The following is a 20168-nucleotide window of genomic DNA, read 5'->3' as shown; positions in this document are numbered from 1 at the left end:
TCCGCTTAGTCCTGCGGTTCTTCTTCGTCTGCGGCGGCATCGAGCGACTGCTCGTCGGCCATGTCGTCGACATTGGCGCCAAGGGTGCCGTCGAACGCCATGTCTTCCTCGCCTTCCTGCTCCGCGCCTTCGACTTCCGAAGGCTCTTGCACCCGCTCAAGCCCGACCAGCGTCTCGTCGTTGGCCAGCTTGATCAGTGTCACGCCCTGGGTGTTACGACCCAGGCTGGAGACTTCGTCGACCCGCGTACGGACCAGGGTGCCCTGGTCGGAAATCAGCATGATCTCTTCGCCATCGAGCACTTGCACCGCGCCGACCAATCGGCCGTTACGCTCGTTGCTGACCATGGCGATCACGCCCTGGCCGCCACGCTTGTACTCCGGGAACTCGCTGATGGCGGTGCGCTTGCCGTAGCCACGCTCGGAAGCGGTAAGGATCTGACTGCCCTCTTCCGGGATCAGCATGGAGATCAGCTTCTGCCCTTCCGGCAGGCGCATGCCGCGTACACCGCGGGCGGTACGGCCCATGGCACGGACATCGGACTCCTTGAAGCGGGTCACCTTGCCGCCGTCGGAAAACAGCATGACTTCACGCTCGCCGTCGGTGATGGCCGCGGAGATCAGCACATCGCCCTCGTCCAGTTCCAGGGCGATCAGGCCCACGCTGCGCTGGCGACTGAACGATTCCAGCGGGGTCTTCTTCACGGTGCCGTTGGCAGTCGCCATGAAGATATAGTGACCTTCGGTGTACTCCTCCACCGGCAGCATGGTGGTGATGTATTCGCCATCATCCAGCGGCAGCAGGTTGACCAGCGGACGACCGCGCGCGGCACGGGATGCCTCGGGGATTTCATAAGTCTTGAGCCAGTAGACCTTGCCTTTGCTGGAGAACAGCAGCAGCGTGGTATGGCTGTTGGCAACCAGCAGGTGAGCGATGTAGTCCTCGTCCTTGACGCCGGTAGCCGATTTGCCTTTGCCGCCGCGACGCTGGGCCTGGTAGGCGGCCAGGGGCTGGGTCTTGGCGTAGCCGCCATGGGAAATGGTCACCACGCGATCTTCTTCCGGGATCATGTCACCCAGGGTCAGGTCCAGGCGCGCATCGAGGATCTCGGTGCGGCGTACGTCGCCGTACTCGGCGCGGATCACTTCCAGCTCTTCGCGGATCACTTCCATCAGGCGCGTGGCGCTGTTGAGGATGCGGATCAGCTCGCCGATCTGGTTGAGGATCTCCTGGTACTCGGCCAGCAGCTTCTCGTGCTCCAGGCCGGTCAGGCGGTGCAGGCGCAGTTCCAGGATGGCTTGCGCCTGCTCCGGGGACAGGAAGTACTTGCCGTCGCGCAGGCCATACTGCGGATCGAGGTTCTCCGGCCGGCACGAGTCGGCGCCGGCGCGTTCCACCATGGTCATTACCGCGCTCGATTCCCAAGGCGTGCTGACCAGCGCTTCCTTGGCTTCCGACGGTGTCGGCGAAGCCTTGATCAGGGCGATGACCGGGTCGATGTTCGACAGGGCGACAGCCTGGCCTTCGAGGATATGTCCACGCTCGCGGGCCTTGCGAAGCTCGAATACGGTGCGGCGGGTCACCACTTCGCGACGATGGCGCACGAAGGCTTCCAGCAGGTCCTTGAGGTTCAGGATCCGCGGACGACCGTCGATCAGCGCAACGATGTTGATGCCGAACACACTCTGCAACTGGGTCTGGGCGTAGAGGTTGTTGAGGATCACCTCGGGCACTTCGCCACGGCGCAACTCGATCACGACACGCATGCCGTCCTTGTCGGACTCGTCGCGCAGCTCGGTGATACCTTCGAGCTTCTTCTCTTTCACCAGCTCGGCGATCTTCTCGATCAGTCGAGCCTTGTTCAGTTGGTACGGGAGCTCGGTGATGACGATCTGCTGGCGGCCGCCGACCTTGTCGATGTCTTCGACGGTGGAACGGGCGCGCATGTAAATGCGGCCTCGACCGGTGCGATAGGCCTCGATGATACCGGCACGACCGTTGATGATCGCGGCGGTCGGGAAGTCCGGGCCGGGAATGTACTGCATCAGTTCATCGACGGTGAGTTCGGGATTGTCGATGAGAGCCAGGCAACCGTCGATGACTTCACCGAGGTTGTGCGGCGGGATGTTGGTCGCCATGCCCACGGCGATACCGCTGGAGCCGTTGACCAGCAGGTTCGGGATACGGGTCGGCATGACCGCCGGGATCATTTCGGTGCCGTCGTAGTTCGGCACCCAGTCCACGGTTTCCTTGTGCAGGTCGGCCAGCAGCTCGTGGGCCAGCTTGGTCATGCGCACTTCGGTGTATCGCATGGCCGCGGCGTTGTCTCCGTCCACGGAACCGAAGTTGCCCTGGCCGTCTACCAGCAGGTAGCGCAGGGAAAACGGCTGTGCCATCCGCACGATGGTGTCGTACACGGCAGTGTCGCCGTGGGGGTGATACTTACCGATCACGTCACCGACGACACGGGCGGATTTCTTGTACGGCTTGTTGAAGTCGTTGCCCAGCTCGCTCATTGCGTACAGCACGCGCCGATGCACGGGTTTCAAGCCATCGCGCGCATCCGGCAGTGCCCGCCCGACGATTACGCTCATCGCATAGTCGAGGTAGGACTGTTTCAGCTCGTCTTCGATATTGACCGGGAGGATTTCTTTGGCCAGTTCGCCCATGAGAAGCCTGATTCCTTTTTCTGGTGAAACTTCGTCACGCCCGGATGAGGCGAACGAAGCTCGCCGCTGCCGACCAGGTGCCGTGCAGCGACTTACGACAAATCAACGAGTTATGCCATGGATCTGCGCAGTAAAGACTGCCTCGCGAGGCAGCCCTGGAAACCGCCGGATGTTATCACAAGAGCCGCCACGCACCTATCCCCCTGATGCGCATGGTGTGTAGTTAGTTGACCGGTGACAGGCTGATACGGAAGCAGAGGGGCTTAGAAGCGCGGCGACTGAAGAATTTGCGCTCGAATGCAAGAAGATTTACCGGTTTCAGGAGCTTCTTCGCGAACAGGCTCGCGCCCACACGAGTGTTTTGCATGCCCAGGGTTCCTGGCACGACACGATTGCATGCGCAAGCGAGCCAGCTCGAAGACGATGCGCCTGATAGAAACTGTCTCAATGCAGCCGCTTGCGGCACATCAACTGCGCCAGTTTCGCGGTGTCAGGGCGTTCGACGATACCCTTTTCGGTGACGATGGCATCGATCAGGTCCGCCGGCGTCACGTCGAATACCGGGTTGAAGGCGTCCGCATCCGCGCCCACCCGCTTGCCGCCGACTTCCAGCAGCTCGCGCCCGTCACGCTCTTCGAGCGGGATATCGTCGCCACTGGCCAGGCTCATGTCGATGGTCGAACTCGGCGCCACCACCATGAAACGCACGCCGTGGTGCATGGCACAGACCGCCAGCTGATAGGTCCCGATCTTGTTGGCCACGTCGCCGTTGGCGGTGATGCGGTCGGCACCGACGATCACCCAGGTCACGCCCTTGGTCTTCATGATGTGGGCTGCGGCAGAATCGGCGTTGACGGTCACCGGGATGCCTTCGTTGGCCAATTCCCAGGCGGTCAGGCGCGAGCCCTGCAACCATGGACGGGTTTCGTCGGCGTAGACGCGCTCGACCATGCCTTCCAGGAACGCGCCACGGATCACGCCCAGCGCCGTACCGAAGCCTCCGGTGGCCAGGGCACCGGTATTGCAATGGGTCAGGATGGCCTGGGCATTGCCCTGGTGCCTGCGAATCAGGTCGACGCCGAGCTGGGCCATGGTCAGGTTGGCTTCGCGATCACTTTCGTGGATGGCGATGGCTTCGGCTTCGAGGGCCGCCAGCGGCTCGACATGATCCTTCAAGCGCACCAGCCGGTCGCGCATCCGATCCAGGGCCCAGAACAGGTTTACCGCCGTCGGCCGGGATTCGGCCAACAGTGCCAGGTCGGCCTCCAGCGCGGCCCGCCAGTCGCCGCCTTCGGCAAACCTCGCCCGGGCGGCCAGTACGACGCCATAGGCCGCACTGATGCCGATGGCCGGTGCGCCGCGTACCACCATCGAACGAATGGCTTCGGCCACGCCGGCCGCGCTGTCATAGGCGATCCAGTTTTCCTCGAACGGCAAAACACGCTGATCGAGCAGGTACAGGTAACCATTGCGCCAGTCGATGGCCTTCACCTTCTCCGCTGCCAACAGACGATCGCGCATCCCTCACCCCGCACTCATGAACAAAAGCCGTCGATTATAGCGATCCCTCCGCGAAGACGCTCGGGTATACTTCGCCATCCTTTATATCCGATGGAACCGATCCACGATGCCCAGGACTGCCGTTGCGCTCGACTTATTATTGCTGCCGACCTGGTTGGTGCCTGTCGAACCCGCCGGTGTGGTACTCCAGGACCACGGCCTGGGCATTCGCGACGGTTGCATCGTTTTCATCGGTCCACGGGCAGAAGCCCTCAAGTGCGACGCCGCCCAGGTCCGCGAACTGCCGGGCATGCTGCTCAGCCCGGGGCTGATCAACGCCCACGGCCATGCGGCGATGACGCTGTTCCGCGGTCTGGCCGACGATCTGCCGCTGATGACATGGCTCGAGCAGCACATCTGGCCGGCCGAAGGCAAATGGGTCGATGAGGATTTCGTCCGCGATGGCACCGACCTGGCCATTGCCGAACAGGTCAAGGGCGGCATCACCTGCTTCTCTGACATGTATTTCTACCCCAAGGTTGCCAGCGAGCGCGTCCACAACAGCGGCATCCGCGCCCAAATCGCCATCCCTGTCCTCGATTTCCCGATTCCCGGTGCGGCCAGCGCCGACGAAGCCATTCGTCAGGGCATCGAATTGTTTGGCGACCTCAAGCATCATCCGCGAATCAAAGTCGCATTCGGACCCCATGCGCCTTACACCGTAGGCGACGAAAACCTGGAGAAAATCCGTGTGATTGCCGAGGAACTGGATGCGGCGATTCATATGCACGTCCACGAAACCGCATTCGAAGTGCAGCAGGCCGTGGATAAAACCGCCGAACGCCCCATGGCTCGCCTGGGCCGGCTGGGTCTTCTGGGCCCGCGCTTCCAGGCCGTGCACATGACACAGATCAGCGATGAAGACCTCGCCTTACTGGTAGAAAGCAACTGCAGCGTCATCCATTGTCCGGAATCGAACCTTAAGCTGGCCAGCGGCTTCTGCCCGGTGGAGCGCCTGTGGCAGGCCGGCGTCAATGTAGCGATCGGCACCGACGGCGCAGCCAGCAACAACGACCTGGACCTGCTGGGCGAAACCCGCACCGCGGCACTGTTGGCCAAGGCTGTTTCCGGCTCTGCCATGGCCCTGGACGCCCACCGCGCGTTGCGCATGGCCACGCTCAATGGCGCCCGGGCGCTGGGCATAGAGGCCATAGTCGGCTCGCTGGAGCTCGGCAAGGCTGCGGACCTGGTGGCCTTTGACCTGTCAGGCCTGGCTCAGCAACCGGTCTACGACCCGGTTTCACAACTGATCTATGCCACAGGCCGCGATCGCGTGAAACACCTGTGGGTGGCTGGCAAGCCTTTATTGGAGGACGGCCGGTTGACCCGCCTGGATGAAACGCAACTGATCGCCACGGCGCAGGCCTGGGGACGGCGCATCAGCGGCCATGACCAATGACCATGCCCCTTGAGCCATCGCTCGGGGCCCTGATTCTTTCAAAGTTTTTTCGAGGATTTGCACATGAGTAACGTCGACCACGCCGAAATCGCCAAGTTCGAGGCCCTCGCCCATCGCTGGTGGGATCGTGAAAGCGAGTTCAAGCCACTGCACGATATCAACCCGCTGCGGGTCAACTGGATTGACGAACGTGTCGGCCTGGCCGGCAAGAAGGTACTCGATGTCGGCTGCGGCGGCGGTATCCTCAGTGAAGCCATGGCCCTGCGCGGGGCAACCGTGACGGGCATCGACATGGGCGAGGCGCCGCTGGCCGTGGCGCAATTGCATCAACTGGAATCCGGTGTCAACGTGGAGTACCGGCAGACCACCGCCGAAGCCCTGGCCGAGGAAATGCCCGAGCAGTTCGATGTGGTCACCTGCCTGGAAATGCTCGAGCACGTGCCCGACCCGTCCTCGGTCATCCGGGCCTGCATGCGCATGGTCAAACCCGGCGGCCAGGTATTCTTCTCCACCATCAACCGCAACCCAAAGGCGTATCTGTTCGCCATCATCGGCGCCGAATACATCATGAAGCTGCTGCCGCGCGGCACCCACGACTTCAAGAAATTCATCCGCCCCTCCGAACTGGGTGCCTGGAGCCGCATGGCCGGGCTGACCGTCAAGGACATCATCGGCCTGACCTACAACCCGCTCACCAAGCACTACAAGCTGTCTTCGGACGTTGACGTCAACTACATGATCCAGACCCTGCGCGAGGAGTAAGTCGATGCGTCTCAAGGCAGTTCTTTTCGACATGGATGGCACGCTGCTCGACACGGCACCGGACTTCATCGCCATCTGCCAGGCCATGCGCGCCGACCGTGGCTTGCCACCGATGAACACCCAGCACATCCGCGACGAGATTTCCGGAGGGGCACGGGCTATGGTGGCAGTGACGTTTTCCATGGACCCTGAATCGCCGGGGTTCGAGGAGCTGCGCCAGGAATTCCTGGACCGCTACCTCAAGGGCTGCGCGATCCACAGCCATCTGTTCGACGGCATGGCCGAGGTGCTGGCCGACATCGAAGCCGCCAATCTGGTCTGGGGCGTGGTCACCAACAAGCCGGTGCGTTTCGCCGAGCCGATCATGCAGCAGCTGGGGCTGGCCGAGCGCTCGAAGGTGCTGATCTGCCCCGATCATGTGAAGAACAGCAAGCCCGACCCGGAGCCGTTGATCCTGGCGTGCAAGATGCTCGACCTGGACCCGGCCAGCGTCCTGTTCATAGGCGACGACCTGCGGGACATCGAGTCCGGCCGCAATGCCGGCACCAGGACCTGTGCAGTGACCTACGGCTACATCCACCCGGACGACAACCCCAGGCATTGGGGGGCGGACGTGGTGATCGATCACCCTTCGGCACTACGTGAAGTGCTGGATAACGCGTTGTGCAGTTGCTGAGCTGAACGTCGCAGTCGTGGCGAGGGGATTCATCCCCGCTGGGGCGCGAAGCGCCTCCCATCACGCGCTCAGAAAGCCTGGATGCCGACGGCATGAAAACAGGGCTGCATCGCAGCTCAACGGGGATGAGTCCCCTCGCCACAACAATGCATCACCACGCATCGTTTTGTTTCGTGAGGTTCTTTATGTTTGATTACACCGCCCGCCCCGACCTGCTCGAAGGCCGGGTCATCCTCGTGACCGGGGCCGGTCGTGGCATCGGCGCCGCTGCTGCCAAGGCCTACGCCGCCCACGGTGCCACGGTGCTGCTGCTGGGCAAGACCGAAGCCAACCTGACCCAGGTCTATGATGAAATCGAAGCCGCCGGTCACCCACAAGCGGCCGTGATTCCGTTCAACCTGGAAACCGCCCTGCCCCATCAGTACGACGAACTGGCAGCCATGATCGAAACCGAGTTCGGTCACCTGGACGGCCTGCTGCACAACGCTTCGATCATCGGTCCGCGCACACCGCTGGAGCAGCTGTCGGGCGAAAACTTCATGCGGGTGATGCACGTGAACGTCAACGCCATGTTCATGCTCACCAGCACCTTGCTGCCTCTGCTCAAGCTGTCCAGGGATGCCTCCGTGGTGTTCACCTCCAGCAGCGTCGGACGCAAGGGCCGCGCGTACTGGGGGGCCTACGGTGTGTCCAAGTTCGCCACCGAGGGGCTGATGCAGACCCTGGCCGACGAGGTCGATACTGTCGCGGCAGTGCGAGCCAACAGCATCAACCCGGGGGCCACCCGCACCAGCATGCGCGCCCAGGCCTATCCGGGGGAAAATCCGCTCAATAACCCGACGCCTGAAGAGATCATGCCGGTCTACCTGTACTTGATGGGCCCGGACAGCACGGGTGTCAACGGCCAGGCCTTCAACGCCCAGTAACACCTCCACTTCACGTCGCGGCGGTTTACCGTCGCGGCGCTGCCGCGTGCAATGCCAAGCCAGGCGAATCGCCAGACCTCCGTCGCTCGACGCCTGCATCATGCCCGCATCTGCATTTCACCCCGTTGATTTTCCAAGCGATTTTTCCGTATTGAACGGACTGGCACGAGTTTCGCTCTAAATACCCTCAAACACGCCATGTCCGGCGGGTGACAGGCATTGAGGCGAGACCTGCAGCCATACAGGGAAAGCAGACTAGACTCAACTCAGTGCCTTACGGGATTGATGGACCAGTACGATACGCAGCCTGGCGCTGCCTCGCCCACCCTGTCGGGACAGATTTTGCAGGGGCTTACGCCATATGAAAACGCCCACCCAGACCAATACGATTGACTTCGACAGCGCCAAATTGCAGCGCCTGGGACTCGGCCAGCCGTCACCCTTGGCGACACGGTCCGTCACGCTCCAGCAACTGCGCCAACAACTGGGCCAGCAATTGCAGACGAGCCTGGAGCCGCAGCGGGTCCTGGGCCTGTTCTTCCGTGAAGTCCAGCGGCTGGTGCCATTGGATGCACTGGCCTACCAGCACAAGCCCAGCGACCTGCGCATGGAGTTCGGCCAGCGTGGGCACCACGTGCTCAGCTACAACTTGAGTCATGAAGGCGAAGATCTGGGCGAGCTGATATTCCGGCGCAATCAGCGCTTTACCGACCCCGAGCAACACGACCTCGAGTCCGTGATGTCGACGCTGCTGTTTCCGTTGCGCAACGCCCTGCTCTACCGCGTAGCGACCCAGAGCGCCCTGCGCGATCCCTTGACCGGCACCGGCAACCGCATCGCCATGGACCAGACCCTGGAGCGGGAAATCGACATGTCCCGGCGCCATATGCAGCCCCTGTCGCTGTTGATGCTCGACATCGATCATTTCAAGCGCATCAACGACACCCACGGCCATGGCGTCGGCGATGAAGTACTCAGGACCGTCGCCGAGTCGATCAAGCAGCAATTGCGCAACGTGGACATGGTGTTCAGGTTCGGTGGCGAGGAATTCCTGATCCTGCTTTCCAATACCAGCCGGGAAGCAGCGGCCATGGTCGGCGAACGGCTGCGGTATGCCGCTCAGGTGCAGGATTATTTCGTGGCGGGAACGAGGATCGAGCTGACGGTCAGCCTCGGCTGTGCAACGCTGCTGCCGGGCGAGTCCGCCGAAAGCCTGTTGCGACGGGTCGACAGTGCACTGTATGTGGCCAAGCGCGAGGGGCGGAACCGGCTGGCGATGGCGGGTTGAAAGGCCGCCGGGGAACGACACTCGCTGCGGGCCCTGGCCGTCAACCTCCCCGTTGACGGCCAGGGCCCCTTACGGGCGATCAGCTCCCGGCCAGCGCCAGGCGCTCACGGGTGGAGGAGACTTTTTCCTGCTCCAGTTGCATGCAACGCTCCAGGAACAGATACATGTAGTCATAGCTCTTGCAAATGGCCTGGCGCAGCTCGGCCTGCAAGGCCCTGCTCGGGTTCATGCCCCCTAGCGTGCAGATGATCTCCAGGGCTTCCCAAGGGTGGGCATCGTCGTACTGCGCATGCATCTTCAGCCATTTCATGGCGCGCTTGCGTTCTTCCTCGGGGAAGGCCGCGGCATAGACGCCGCTGGAACATACCAGCGCCGACCACTCACCGGTGGCCCCTTCGATCGCATAGTTGGTCGCCGCGATGGCCACTATCAGCGAATCGGACGAGCTGGTGTGCCAGCACCAGTGACTCAAGGCATGCAGTTCGGGGGGCACCTGCTGGGCTTGCAGGTCTTCCAGCGTGACGCCATGGGCCGCACTCCAGTTCACCCAGTAGTCGGCATGGTTGAGTTCGACACGAATGTTGCGCATCAGCCAACGACGGGCCATGTCCTCGCCAGGGTGGCGGGCAAAGCGGGTCTTGGTAAGGTTCTGCGCCATGTACAAGGCGAACTGTTCGACGACCGGCCAACCACCGATGAGGTAGTGGCGCATGGTCCTGGCGCTGAGCTTGTTATCACGCATGCGTTGATACAGCTCGTGTTCGACAACCCGGCGCTTGCTCTCGCTGCAATCGATAATGAGCTGTTGTGCCCATTTCGGATAGCTGGTGGCGTCCATGAGCGGGCCTGTTCGGTTGAATGTGTCGATCACTGTCGGGCTCCTTTTGATTGTGATTTTTTACGGATCAACAAGAGGCTCAGCGGAACGTACCGGGGGCCTTGAATAACAACGGCTGGGGCCGGGCCGGCCTACATTGCAACGTATCACAGGTAAACAATTGCGGGCGCTCGATCACATACCCTTGAGCGTAATCCACGCCAATCTCCAGCAGTGCCTGCTCGATCTGGGCAGTCTCAACGAACTCGGCAATCGTGCGCTTACCCATGACGTGGCCGATGTGATTGATCACTTCGACCATTGCACGGTTAATCGGGTCGTCCAGCATATCCTTTACGAAACTCCCGTCGATCTTCAGGAAGTCTACAGGTAAATGTTTCAAGTAAGCGAACGAAGACATTCCGGCACAAAAGTCATCCAGAGAGAAATAACAACCCAACCCCTTGAGTTCATTGATAAAGCGGATCGCACTACCCAAATTCGAAATAGCGCTGGTCTCGGTTATTTCAAAACAAATCATTTCTGGCGGGACTGAATAAGCCGCGAATTGTTTACGCAGGAAATCAAGGAATGCCTGATCTCCGATAGTAGTGCCTGACAGATTTATCGCACACATGGCCATGGGGCCTTGGGGCGACTCATTCAGGCACTGGCGAATGATCCTGAAGACGTTTTCCACCACCCAACGGTCCAGGGAAGTCATCAGGCCGTAACGCTCGGCGGCCGGTATGAAGCTGTCCGGCAGGATCATCCGCCCGGCTTCGTCATGCAGGCGCAACAGGATCTCGATATGCCCGCCACCGTGTTCCCCCGGCCCCAGCGCGGCGATTTCCTGGGCATAGAGACAGAAACGGTTTTCCTCCAGAGCCATGTGCAGGCGCTGGACCCAGGCCATTTCGCCGAAGCGCAGGGACAGTTCCGAATCGTCGGCGTGATAGACCTGAACCCGGTTGCGGCCCTTCTCCTTGGCCATGTAGCAGGCCATGTCCGCGGCACGCAGGGACGCCTCCAGCGTCGTCGGGTTCTGGGCGATATGCACCAGCCCGATGCTCACGGTGGTCACGAATGGCCGGCCCTTCCAGACGAAGTGCAGGTTCTGCACGGTCTGGCGCAGTCCTTCGGCGATCTTCTCCGCAGCGTCCGGCGCGCAGTTCTCCAGCAGGATCCCGAATTCATCCCCACCCAGACGGGCCAATGTATCGTTTTCCCGCAGCCCCGATTGCAGCAAGGCACAGATATGACGAAGCAGCTCGTCGCCTGCCGCATGGCCACAAGTGTCGTTGACCAGCTTGAACTGATCCAGGTCCAGGAACATCAAGGCATGCCGCCCGGACTGGCGCGTCAGGTTATGCAAGGCCTGTTCGAGGCGATATTCGAACTCCCGGCGGTTCGCCAGGCCAGTCAAGGCGTCGTGGGTGGCCTGCCAGGACAGGTTGGCGATGTACTGACGCTCCTGGGTCATGTCGTGCAGGACCAGCACGGCGCCGCTGACCTTGCCGGCATGGCGGATTGGCGCCCCTACGAGCGTTACCGAAACGGTACTGCCATCCAGCCGCTGGATCAGTTTGGAATGCTCGCTGCCCCCGCCGAGCCGCCCGCTGAGGATGTGCTCGATCAGGGTCAGGCCTTCGGTCTGGGCGTTGTCGTCCAGCAGATTGAACAGCGCGGCCAGGGGCAGCCCGGTGGCGTGCTCGGCTTTCCAATGGGTCATCGCCTCGGCCGCGGGATTCATATAGGCAATGGCGCCCTCGACATCGGTAGTGATGACCCCGTCGCCGATGGATTGCAGGGTGATCTGTGCCCGTTCCTTCTCCACTTGCAGCGCATTGGCGAAAACCTGCCGCTGGGCCAGCAGTTTGTGGGTGCGCAACAACGCCAGGACAATCAGCCCCAGGGCGGTGGCGAAGTTGGTCACCAACAGCAGGCGCAGGATAAAGCGCGACCCCTCCCCCAAGGCGTCGCTGAACGCCTTGGCAGCCGGGGTGACGGAATCGTTGATGGCAAAGATTCGTGTCTTCCAGCCGCGGATATCGATGTCCGTGGCCTTGCCCTGGGAAATGCTCTCGTGCATCTGCCGGGCGACGTTGTTCAGTTCTATCAGGTAACTGTCACCCACCGTCCAGAGGTCGATGGCTTCTTCCAGGTAACTGAAGTGGCGAAAATTCAGGTAGAGCCAGATCAGGCTGGAGACGTCGTCCGGGTGATTGCCTCCCTTGAGAATGCCTGCCCGCGCCGCCTCCAGGTCCGGTGGCTGGCGATCCAGCGCCACCCGCAGTTCATGCCCGCCTTCGGGCACGGCGATGGCCAGCTGGTATTTGCGGAAAATCGCCTCGTCGCGGCTGTCGGCGTAGAGGTTCAGGTAATAGATCGCGTCTTTCTGCCCCTTGGACCAGAGGCTTTCCCCGGCCACATAACCACGAACCGCCGACAATACGTAAAGACTGACGCCCCCCAGCAAGGCCTGAAACAGAACAACGGCGATAAAAGGCCATACGATGCCCAACAACCGGGGAGTTCCGAGAGTCCGCGCTTGATTCATGAGGTCCCTGTATAGGCTCGTCGACCAGCCTAAAGACCGATCATTCCAACAAGACTAGGAGGCGCAGCAGTTCCTCGCAAGAGGCCGGACATCATTTAACGTCCCCGTCTCTCGAATGCGTGAAATCTCGTCGATGCCTGTCACAGGCACTAACCGGAAAAGTTAGAAAACACCGGGGCGCCATATATATCTACCACCACTGTTTTTCCCTGATTGATTGGATAGGGGACTGCTCCGGCCGGCACTTTTGAAGTGGGCCTGGGGCCCCTTCGTTTATCACCAGGGACTCTTTATGCACCCGTTGCCCTCGTTCGATCTTTCAATGAATTCTCCACAGCACCAATGGCCCTCCCAGGCCCAGGCGCATCAGGGCCTGCTGGCGGAGTATGACGCGCTGTTGGCACTTGTCCGAAACAATGAAACACCCACGGACAAGTTCATCGACAGACTACTGACACCCCAACCCTGTTCTCCCATGGCCCTGGAAAACGCAATCGGCCAGCAGGCACTGCGAGCGCTGATGGAAAACAAGGATTACCAGTCACTGTGCGCCACCCTGGACGCTTCATTCAATGAATTGACCGTGATATTGAAGGACGGCCAGGCCCATTACTTCGCACGCAAGAAGAACGACACCACCGTCATCCGGCTTGAACTCGACAAACAAACCGCCTGGAAAGAGTTGTTGGCAAACATCGAAAAGTCGGCACTCCGACTGGCTGGAAAGATTCGCTTCGATGGCCAGTTTTCACTCGCCAGAATGACCCGGTTCTATGGCATTGCGGCCTGGGATCCGCAAGATGCCCAACAACGCCAGGCCACCCTCGACACCCTGGAAGAGAAACGCGCTCGCCATTCATTGGGGCTCTGGCACGGCATCAGGCTCGACGAACCGAACCTGGAACCGACACCCGCGCAAGCGATGGACGACCGCCTGGTCATCGAAACAGTGCGTCAATTCCTGCCCACGCCGCAGACATTCCTGCTGGACTATCTCGGTGCCCGGGATATCACCCGCCTGGCAACACAAACGCTCCGCGCAAAACCGTCGGTGTACCTGGAGCAAATCCTGCTGTCGCCAAGGGCCCAGGCGCTGGCCGCCAGGCTGCTGCTGGCCCTGGACTGGTTCGGCGGCAGGGACGGCGAGAACAGCGCTCCGGGAATACGTACCGGCTTGCTGGTCAAGGCCCTTCGCCTGTGGATCACCTCGGTTCCGACCGCAGACCCGGAGGGCATCGCTGGCTACCGCTGGCAAAAGTCAGCCCATTGGGGCAAGAGCTACCAGGAAATCCAGGCCGGCTTCGAGACACACCTGGTCGCATCGGGGCGCGCCACGTCGGTGAATGAATCCATTCTGATCGCCGGCCTTTTCCTGCCGTTGTTCCCCTTGGAGTTCCAGGTTCGCGATATACCGCCGCAACTGCCCTACCGAAGCTCCACTGTCTGGGTGAATTTCGTCCACGGGGTTCACCTGGCCCAGGCGATCGATCCTCTGTTGCTGCAACGCCTGGACTTCCAGCAACTGGTGGACCTGCCCATCAGGCAGGCCATTGGAGCGACAGCCGAAGAACTGAAACTGATCACCCTGACCCGATTGAAACCGATGCTGGAATGGGCCCTGACGAACGGGTTGATTGGCTATAGGGAGGATGCCAACTATCCGGCGCAAGACATACAGGAGGCCGCAAAGAGGCTCGACTCCGAAGTCGAAAGCCTGAACCGCGCTATCCGCTGGCTTGATAGCCCGCCCCCCGAACGACTGAACATTGCCAGGGCGAAGATGGCCAGGTTTTTTGGCGAGAGCCTGTTCGTGTCGGACGGCCGCAAGCTGGTCAAGGAAGCGAACGCCTTCTATACCGCACCGCAACTTCGGCTGATGGCTCCTATCGGCAGGCCCGCGCCTGACGCGTATTCATTCGTGGATGTCTATGCCTCCGGGCAGCTTCAGGGAAAAAGATGGTTCATCACCGGGCCGGATGGGAAATACTCGACGAACGCCTGGTTGAGTATCGACGACGACCGAACCGTGCAGAGCAATCTGCCATGGCCGCATCTGTCCGCCATTGCCCTCGAGCGCAGAACATTGCCGGATATCGAGGAGACATTTGCCACGCACTTCAAGATCTACCTCAACCTGATCAGAAACGCCTACCGGACATTGATCGCCCATCAACTCGCCTCTCTTCCCCTGGCCGACCGTCATGCGCTGGAGTATGGATCGGTCAAGGTCTACACCTTGAGACAAGCGATCATGGGAACCGAGGCGGCGAACGAGTCGGAAGACAAGAAGCGCCCACTGCGTGCGCGTAACGGCTTCGTCCTGGCGGCGACACGGGACAGCCGCACCTCCTATTACGAAGTCCTGCCCCGCGCCGGCGTGATCCGCCGCCGACCGGATATCACCGAGCAACACCTGGGCGGCGAGCTGAAGACAGAGAAATGGCGAGTCAGCCGCGGCTCTTCCGTAAACGCGAGCGTAGTGCGTACCAAAATCCTTCCTTTCGATTGGGACGCCCATGTAAAGGGCACCATTCCCGCTGCCGATAGGCAATGCCAGGCCATCCTGGATCAGTTGGGCGACACCCTTGAGCCGATGGAACGCGATGATGACAGCGCCTTGCCCCGCACATTGGAATCGAAAGTCACCCAAAGGATCACTCAACACATTGCCCAGCACCTGCTGTTCGTGGATGAAAAGGAACTGCACGACAGTTGTTATGGCGCCACGGAGTTCGACCATGAAAAAGCCAAGCGCAAGAAAGTCATCGACCTGACCAAAATGCTCGTACCTTTCTGGAGCAGTATCGAAGACCTCAGCTCAGGCGATCGCGATCGCCTGGTCAGTGGTGCGTTTGGCCTGTTCATCGACTTCGCCTCGTTTGTCCTTCCCATCGGCAAATTCGCCTCGGGCTCGCTGAAGCTGATCCGGACGGTGGGCAAATGGAGTTTTGGCGAAACGTTGCCCGCCTTCGCGAAACTCACGGGCACCTTGCTCAACGCAACGCTCAATCCCCTCGATGCAATCCCATCCCTGTTTCAAGCAGGTGGCCAGAGTGCATACCGGCTCGGGAAAAAAGGCTATTTCAACCTGAAGGTCCTGAGCGGCAGAGCCGGCCACTACGATTTTGTAAAAGGCATGTCCCAGGCCACGGATCCGGGAAGATGGCGACCGCTGGCCAACCATGACCAGCTCGGTGCGGTGCGCGGGGTCGATGATGTCCTGGTACGCAACGTCGGGGCGTCCGGCAAAACCGACTACCGCTTGATCGACCCGTTTTCCGACAAGCCTTACGGCCCATCCCTGTCCAAGGACGTGCCCGAATTGTCCCTGGGCCGCTCCCACTACAACACCCTGGCCCGCACTGACACCGATGTCATTGTCGAGGTCCCGCAAAGAAGCCACATACGCGAACAGCTCGAAGTCGACGGCAGCCGTACGCTTTATCTGGATGACGTGCCCTATCGCCTGGCGGACGGCACCCTGCGTCGCGCCAGTCAGCTGGATGCCAGTGAAACCCTCAGGAAACAACCATGCCGTGTCCGTCGGGCTCCCGATGAAATTTGCAAGACCCGGTATGTCCTGCAGGACAAGCCTGCCGAGCGTCCACCTTCGGGAGAGTTCAGCGCGGAGCCGAGCTGGGCGCCGTGGTTCGGCGATACGACGCTCTATCCCTCCATACCCAAGTCGGCCAACGACCGGGCGCTGTTGGCGTTCGAGGGGAAAATCTATGAGCTCAAGGGCGGCAAGCTCAATACCTACAAAGGACGGCCGGAATGGATCGGCCTCACCAGCAAGACCCCGATTCCCAGGGAAACCGTCGATGCGACGCTGGAATTCCAGACCGGCCTCTATGGAGGGATCAGAGTATCCGGGACGGCAGAGGGCATCGATGACACACACGTGACCGGCGCGCTCATCATTCGATCCATCGACGAGAAATTCAATTACGTCTTCACCCGCCTGAATTTCGACGATTACTACATGACGAGATTACCGTCCACCGACAGCCTCGAGGGCCCGTTGATCCTGAAAAAGCTGGGCCCCGAAGACCTGATGCCAGGCACGCCCGGCGAGGAGCTCCAAAGGGTCTACATCGGCTCGCTGAACGCGAACAACGCTGCAAGGATCTATGGAAGAGACCAGGTCGAACTGGCGCTGGACAAGATCGATGAAATTTCGATTCCCATCGGTGCCCCTGTCCATCCGCCTTCCAATATGAAGTGGGTGAAGGTCAATACGTATTCGGCCGAGGCCGTGCTTTTCGATCGCCGGACAAGAATGATCGTGGCCGACCTGCCTACCGGAGCGGCCGTGTGGAAGCCTTCCAGGCAGGCACCCGAGGCGTTGCAAAAGTCGACAGCGAATATCTTCGAGGCTTTGTTTACGGACCCGTCCATCGCCGTTGCCCCGCAATCGGCGACCCGTCCTGTCACCATCGACGACGCCATGCGGGAGTTGCAGAAAATCCTCCCGACGCAAAACCCCAAGAACATCGCCTTCGCCAGCGTCACCACCGCCTCGGGGAAAAATGAAGTCTACGTCAGCGTTTCCGGCATCGAGGACTATACCCGGCACCTGCCACTGTTCAAATCCAGCAATGGCTTGAGCGAAATCACCTTGAACGACGTCAGCTATTTCAACGTAGACGCCATCAGGAATCCCATCGATCCCGCAGCCCTTAGCCTCAGCCCCGACGGGAAGCTTTTGGCGATTCCCCACTTGATGGATGCGACGGGCAGTTCCGGTTCGGACAGGCTGGGCCGCATCACGACCGCAGACAGTGAAAGCAAGCTGATCGGCTACATCAGTGAAAAGTATCCGGATCCTGGGGACATCAAGTCCATCACCGTGGCGACCACCTTGCCGCCCTGCGAATCCTGCTCGATTGTCATGAAGGAATTCGGCCACGAGCGCGGCGCCGATGCCCTGAATGTCATCTGGGGGCAACGCCGCAAGCGTCCGGCCACGGAGCTTGGCACGTCAACCGATTCAGACTGAAACCAGGCGCTATTGAAAGTATCTCTAGACGAAGGCCAGGCAGTGCCTGGCCTGGTGTTTCAGAGCCTAGTGCTGCTGCAGATGGCCATAAAGCTTGGCGTACAGACCGCCATCGGCCATCAGTTGCTGATGGTCCCCGTCCTCGGCGATTTTCCCACCGTCGAATACCAGCACCCGGTCGGCCTGCTTGACGGCCGACAGCCGGTGAGCGATGACCAGGGTGGTGCGATGGCTCAGGAATCGGGCCAGTGCCTGGTGCAGGTTGTATTCGGTGGCAGCGTCCAGGGCCGAGGTCGCCTCGTCGAGGATCACCACCTTGGGTTCGGCCAGGACCATGCGCGCAATCGCCAGGCGCTGGCGTTGGCCACCGGATAGACGCACCCCGGAACGCCCGACGACGCTGTCCAGGCCGGCGGGCAATTCGCGGATCGTGCTGTGCAACTGCGCAATTTCCAGCGCCCGCCAGCAGGCTTCGTCGCTGCGCTCGCGGCCCATGGTCAGGTTGGCCCGGACCGTGTCATTGAACAGCGCCGGGTGTTGCAGCACCACTGCGACGTGTTCACGGATGGTCTCCAGACCGATGTCCTCCTGAGTGACGCCACCAAAGCGAATGCTGCCCGACTGCGGTGTATACAGCCCCAGCAACAGCTGCACCAGGGTGCTCTTGCCACCGCCGCTGGCCCCGACGATGGCGACTTTTTCACCAGGCGCGATGGACAGGTTCAGTTGGTCGAGCACCAGCTCCTCGCCATAACCGAAGCTCAATCCCTGGATATCGATGCCGAGGGTGTCCTGCCCCAGGAACGGATCGACCGTGCCCTTGTATTGCGGCTCGTCGGCACGCGCCAGCAATTCGTTGATGCGGCTCAAGGCTCCGCCCGCCGCATAATAGGCGTATTGTAGGTTCAGCAGTTGTTCCACCGGACCGATCATGAACCAGAGGTAGCTGAACACCGCCAGCATCTGGCCGATGGAAAGATCGGAAAACAGTACGGTGAGCATCGCCGCGGCGCGGAAGATATCGATGCCGAACTGGAACAGCAAACCACTGGCCCGGCTCGACGCGTCGCTTTTCCACTGGGAGTTGACCGCATAATCGCGCACTTCCCGGGCGCGCAACCCCAGCCGGCCAAGGAAAAAACCCTGCCGGTTACCGGCCCGCACCTCCTGGATCGCGTCCAGGGTTTCAGTCAGGGCCTGGGTGAAGCGCGACGTGCTGTCGTTTTCCAGTTTCTTGAGGTGCTTGACCCGTTTGCCCAACTGCACGGTGGCGTAGATCACCAGCGGGTTGAACAACAGGATCAACAACGCCAGTTTCCAATGCATCCACACAAGAATGCCGGCCGTGCCCACCAGGGTCAGCATCGCCACCAGGAACCGGCTGAGCGTCTCGCCGACGAATTTGTCGAGGGTATCCAGGTCGGTGACCAGGTGGGCCGCCACGGTGCCGCTGCCCAGGCTTTCGTATTCGCCCAGGGAGATGCGCTTGAGGCGGTCGATCAAGCGGATACGGATGCGATAGACGATGTCCTTGGCCAGTCTCGCGAACAACCGCGCCTGCAGTACGTTGAACAGCAGCGCGCCGCACCGCAGGGCCAGGGTCGCCAGCAACATCAGCCCGATATAACCGGCAGCGCTCTGCCAGCCCAACGGCAGCGCATGGTTCATTATCTTCAGCGCCGCGTCGCCATGGCCCAGCAGCACCTCGTCCACCAGCAGCGGCAACAGCAAGGGGATCGGCACGCTGCACAACGTCGCCAGTACGGCCACGCCGTTGGCGATCCACAGGGCCTTCTTGTGCTTGAGGGCCAGGCGACGGATTTCCGCCCAGCTCAATCGATCGACGCGCTGGGGGCCCGGGGTCCCCTCCGGCAGATCAGGCACAGGCGGCGCGCTCCAGCCAACGCCCCAGCAATGGAGCCAACTGGCTCAAGGGCTGGTAGCCATTGGTGAGCAAGGCCAGCTGGCCGTCGCGCTCGGCCAGCAGCGTGGGGAATCCGGCGATGCCGAGGTCTTGCACCCAGGTGAAATCCGCAGCCGTGGCCGCGTGTTGATCGGCACGGTCGAACGCAGCGGCGAACTCGATGCGCGGCAACCCCGCCTGCTCGGCCAGTTCCACCAGGACGCTGGCGTGGGTGACATCGCGACCTTCGACATAAAAAGCCTGCTGGATCAGTTTCAGCAGCTTCCAGGCCAGGTCCGGCGCCAGGCTACGGGCCGTCACCACGGCGCGGCAGGCCGGCTCGGTGTCATAGACGAAACCATCGGGCAACGCGCCTTCGAGCTTGAACGGCTGGCCGGTGGCCTGGGTGACCGCCTGCCAGTGTTCGAGGATGTAGCGCCGGGTCGTCGGCTCCAGGGCCGAGCCGCTGCCGGTGCGCAGGCCGCCCACCACCAGGTGCAGTTCCACCCCGTGGGCCTGGGCCTGCTCTACCAGGGCCTCGGCCACCGGGGCGAACCCCCAGCACCAGGAACACATGGGATCCATGACATAGAGCAGGCGTGGCGGCAT

13 protein-coding genes are annotated in these 20168 nt (G+C 61.3%); 6 read left to right on the top strand and 7 right to left on the bottom strand.

The features are described 5' to 3' along the window. Positions 1-5: 5 nt before the first annotated feature. The 3 genes from gyrA to mtnA all read right to left on the bottom strand — a co-directional run bounded on the left by gyrA (position 6) and on the right by mtnA (position 4190). Positions 6-2669, bottom strand: coding sequence for a DNA gyrase subunit A (gene gyrA / locus AC1M7R_RS19395; RefSeq protein ID WP_072389374.1), 2664 nt, complete (start codon positions 2667-2669; stop codon positions 6-8). Between the two features lie 223 nt (positions 2670-2892). Beyond that, a complete protein-coding gene (locus AC1M7R_RS19390) occupies positions 2893-3036 on the bottom strand; it encodes a hypothetical protein (RefSeq protein WP_177305082.1) in 144 nt (47 codons plus the stop codon). 77 nt (positions 3037-3113) lie between these two features. Further along, positions 3114-4190 (bottom strand): S-methyl-5-thioribose-1-phosphate isomerase, encoded by a 1077-nt coding sequence (mtnA, locus tag AC1M7R_RS19385; protein WP_072389376.1) that lies wholly within the window; start codon positions 4188-4190, stop codon positions 3114-3116. Positions 4191-4296: 106 nt separating this feature from the next. Between mtnA and AC1M7R_RS19380 the strand changes: the two genes are divergently transcribed. The 5 genes from AC1M7R_RS19380 (at position 4297) to AC1M7R_RS19360 (ending at position 9280) form a co-directional block, all read left to right on the top strand. Further along, complete coding sequence (locus AC1M7R_RS19380; protein ID WP_072458124.1) at positions 4297-5628, top strand: TRZ/ATZ family hydrolase; 1332 nt, start codon at positions 4297-4299, stop codon at positions 5626-5628. 63 nt (positions 5629-5691) lie between these two features. Continuing rightward, entirely contained in the window at positions 5692-6390 is a 699-nt protein-coding gene (ubiG, locus tag AC1M7R_RS19375) for a bifunctional 2-polyprenyl-6-hydroxyphenol methylase/3-demethylubiquinol 3-O-methyltransferase UbiG (RefSeq protein WP_072389380.1), read from the top strand. 4 nt (positions 6391-6394) lie between these two features. Then, on the top strand, positions 6395-7066 hold the full coding sequence (gene mupP, locus AC1M7R_RS19370) for an N-acetylmuramic acid 6-phosphate phosphatase MupP (protein WP_072389382.1): 672 nt from the start codon (positions 6395-6397) through the stop codon (positions 7064-7066). 185 nt (positions 7067-7251) lie between these two features. Then, complete coding sequence (locus AC1M7R_RS19365; protein WP_072389384.1) at positions 7252-7992, top strand: YciK family oxidoreductase; 741 nt, start codon at positions 7252-7254, stop codon at positions 7990-7992. A 361-nt stretch (positions 7993-8353) separates the two neighbouring features. Further along, positions 8354-9280, top strand: a complete 927-nt coding sequence (locus AC1M7R_RS19360) for a GGDEF domain-containing protein (RefSeq protein WP_072389386.1) — start codon at positions 8354-8356, stop codon at positions 9278-9280. Positions 9281-9359: 79 nt separating this feature from the next. Here the strand turns inward: AC1M7R_RS19360 and AC1M7R_RS19355 are convergent, their stop codons facing one another. Next, on the bottom strand, positions 9360-10118 hold the full coding sequence (locus AC1M7R_RS19355) for an iron-containing redox enzyme family protein (protein WP_207956596.1): 759 nt from the start codon (positions 10116-10118) through the stop codon (positions 9360-9362). A 79-nt stretch (positions 10119-10197) separates the two neighbouring features. Then, complete coding sequence (locus tag AC1M7R_RS19350; protein ID WP_490609839.1) at positions 10198-12657, bottom strand: EAL domain-containing protein; 2460 nt, start codon at positions 12655-12657, stop codon at positions 10198-10200. A 322-nt stretch (positions 12658-12979) separates the two neighbouring features. Here AC1M7R_RS19350 and AC1M7R_RS19345 point away from each other — a divergent pair, with 322 nt between their 5' ends. Then, complete coding sequence (locus AC1M7R_RS19345) at positions 12980-17656, top strand: hypothetical protein (RefSeq protein WP_490609838.1); 4677 nt, start codon at positions 12980-12982, stop codon at positions 17654-17656. Positions 17657-17722: 66 nt separating this feature from the next. Here AC1M7R_RS19345 and AC1M7R_RS19340 read toward each other — a convergent pair whose 3' ends face one another. Continuing rightward, positions 17723-19540, bottom strand: coding sequence for an ABC transporter ATP-binding protein (locus AC1M7R_RS19340; protein ID WP_072389392.1), 1818 nt, complete (start codon positions 19538-19540; stop codon positions 17723-17725). Continuing rightward, positions 19533-20168: a DsbA family protein gene (locus tag AC1M7R_RS19335; RefSeq protein WP_072389394.1), complete on the bottom strand. Its 636-nt coding sequence runs from the start codon at positions 20166-20168 to the stop codon at positions 19533-19535. Before AC1M7R_RS19335 ends, AC1M7R_RS19340 begins: the two co-directional genes overlap by 8 nt.

This window comes from Pseudomonas sp. MS01C9 (assembly GCF_058202755.1).
Note: the sequence above shows the minus strand (reverse complement) of the source record. Positions and strands in the feature narration are given on the sequence as shown.

What these genes read in the sequence shown, in the direction of transcription:
- AC1M7R_RS19390 (WP_177305082.1), bottom strand. Translation starts at nt 3,036, where the DNA reads ATGCAAAACACTCGTGTGGGCGCGAGCCTGTTCGCGAAGAAGCTCCTG.
- AC1M7R_RS19365 (WP_072389384.1), top strand. Translation starts at nt 7,252, where the DNA reads ATGTTTGATTACACCGCCCGCCCCGACCTGCTCGAAGGCCGGGTCATC.
- mupP (WP_072389382.1), top strand. Translation starts at nt 6,395, where the DNA reads ATGCGTCTCAAGGCAGTTCTTTTCGACATGGATGGCACGCTGCTCGAC.
- mtnA (WP_072389376.1), bottom strand. Translation starts at nt 4,190, where the DNA reads ATGCGCGATCGTCTGTTGGCAGCGGAGAAGGTGAAGGCCATCGACTGG.
- gyrA (WP_072389374.1), bottom strand. Translation starts at nt 2,669, where the DNA reads ATGGGCGAACTGGCCAAAGAAATCCTCCCGGTCAATATCGAAGACGAG.
- AC1M7R_RS19355 (WP_207956596.1), bottom strand. Translation starts at nt 10,118, where the DNA reads ATGGACGCCACCAGCTATCCGAAATGGGCACAACAGCTCATTATCGAT.
- AC1M7R_RS19345 (WP_490609838.1), top strand. Translation starts at nt 12,980, where the DNA reads ATGAATTCTCCACAGCACCAATGGCCCTCCCAGGCCCAGGCGCATCAG.
- AC1M7R_RS19335 (WP_072389394.1), bottom strand. Translation starts at nt 20,168, where the DNA reads ATGCCGCCACGCCTGCTCTATGTCATGGATCCCATGTGTTCCTGGTGC.
- AC1M7R_RS19360 (WP_072389386.1), top strand. Translation starts at nt 8,354, where the DNA reads ATGAAAACGCCCACCCAGACCAATACGATTGACTTCGACAGCGCCAAA.
- AC1M7R_RS19380 (WP_072458124.1), top strand. Translation starts at nt 4,297, where the DNA reads ATGCCCAGGACTGCCGTTGCGCTCGACTTATTATTGCTGCCGACCTGG.
- ubiG (WP_072389380.1), top strand. Translation starts at nt 5,692, where the DNA reads ATGAGTAACGTCGACCACGCCGAAATCGCCAAGTTCGAGGCCCTCGCC.
- AC1M7R_RS19350 (WP_490609839.1), bottom strand. Translation starts at nt 12,657, where the DNA reads ATGAATCAAGCGCGGACTCTCGGAACTCCCCGGTTGTTGGGCATCGTA.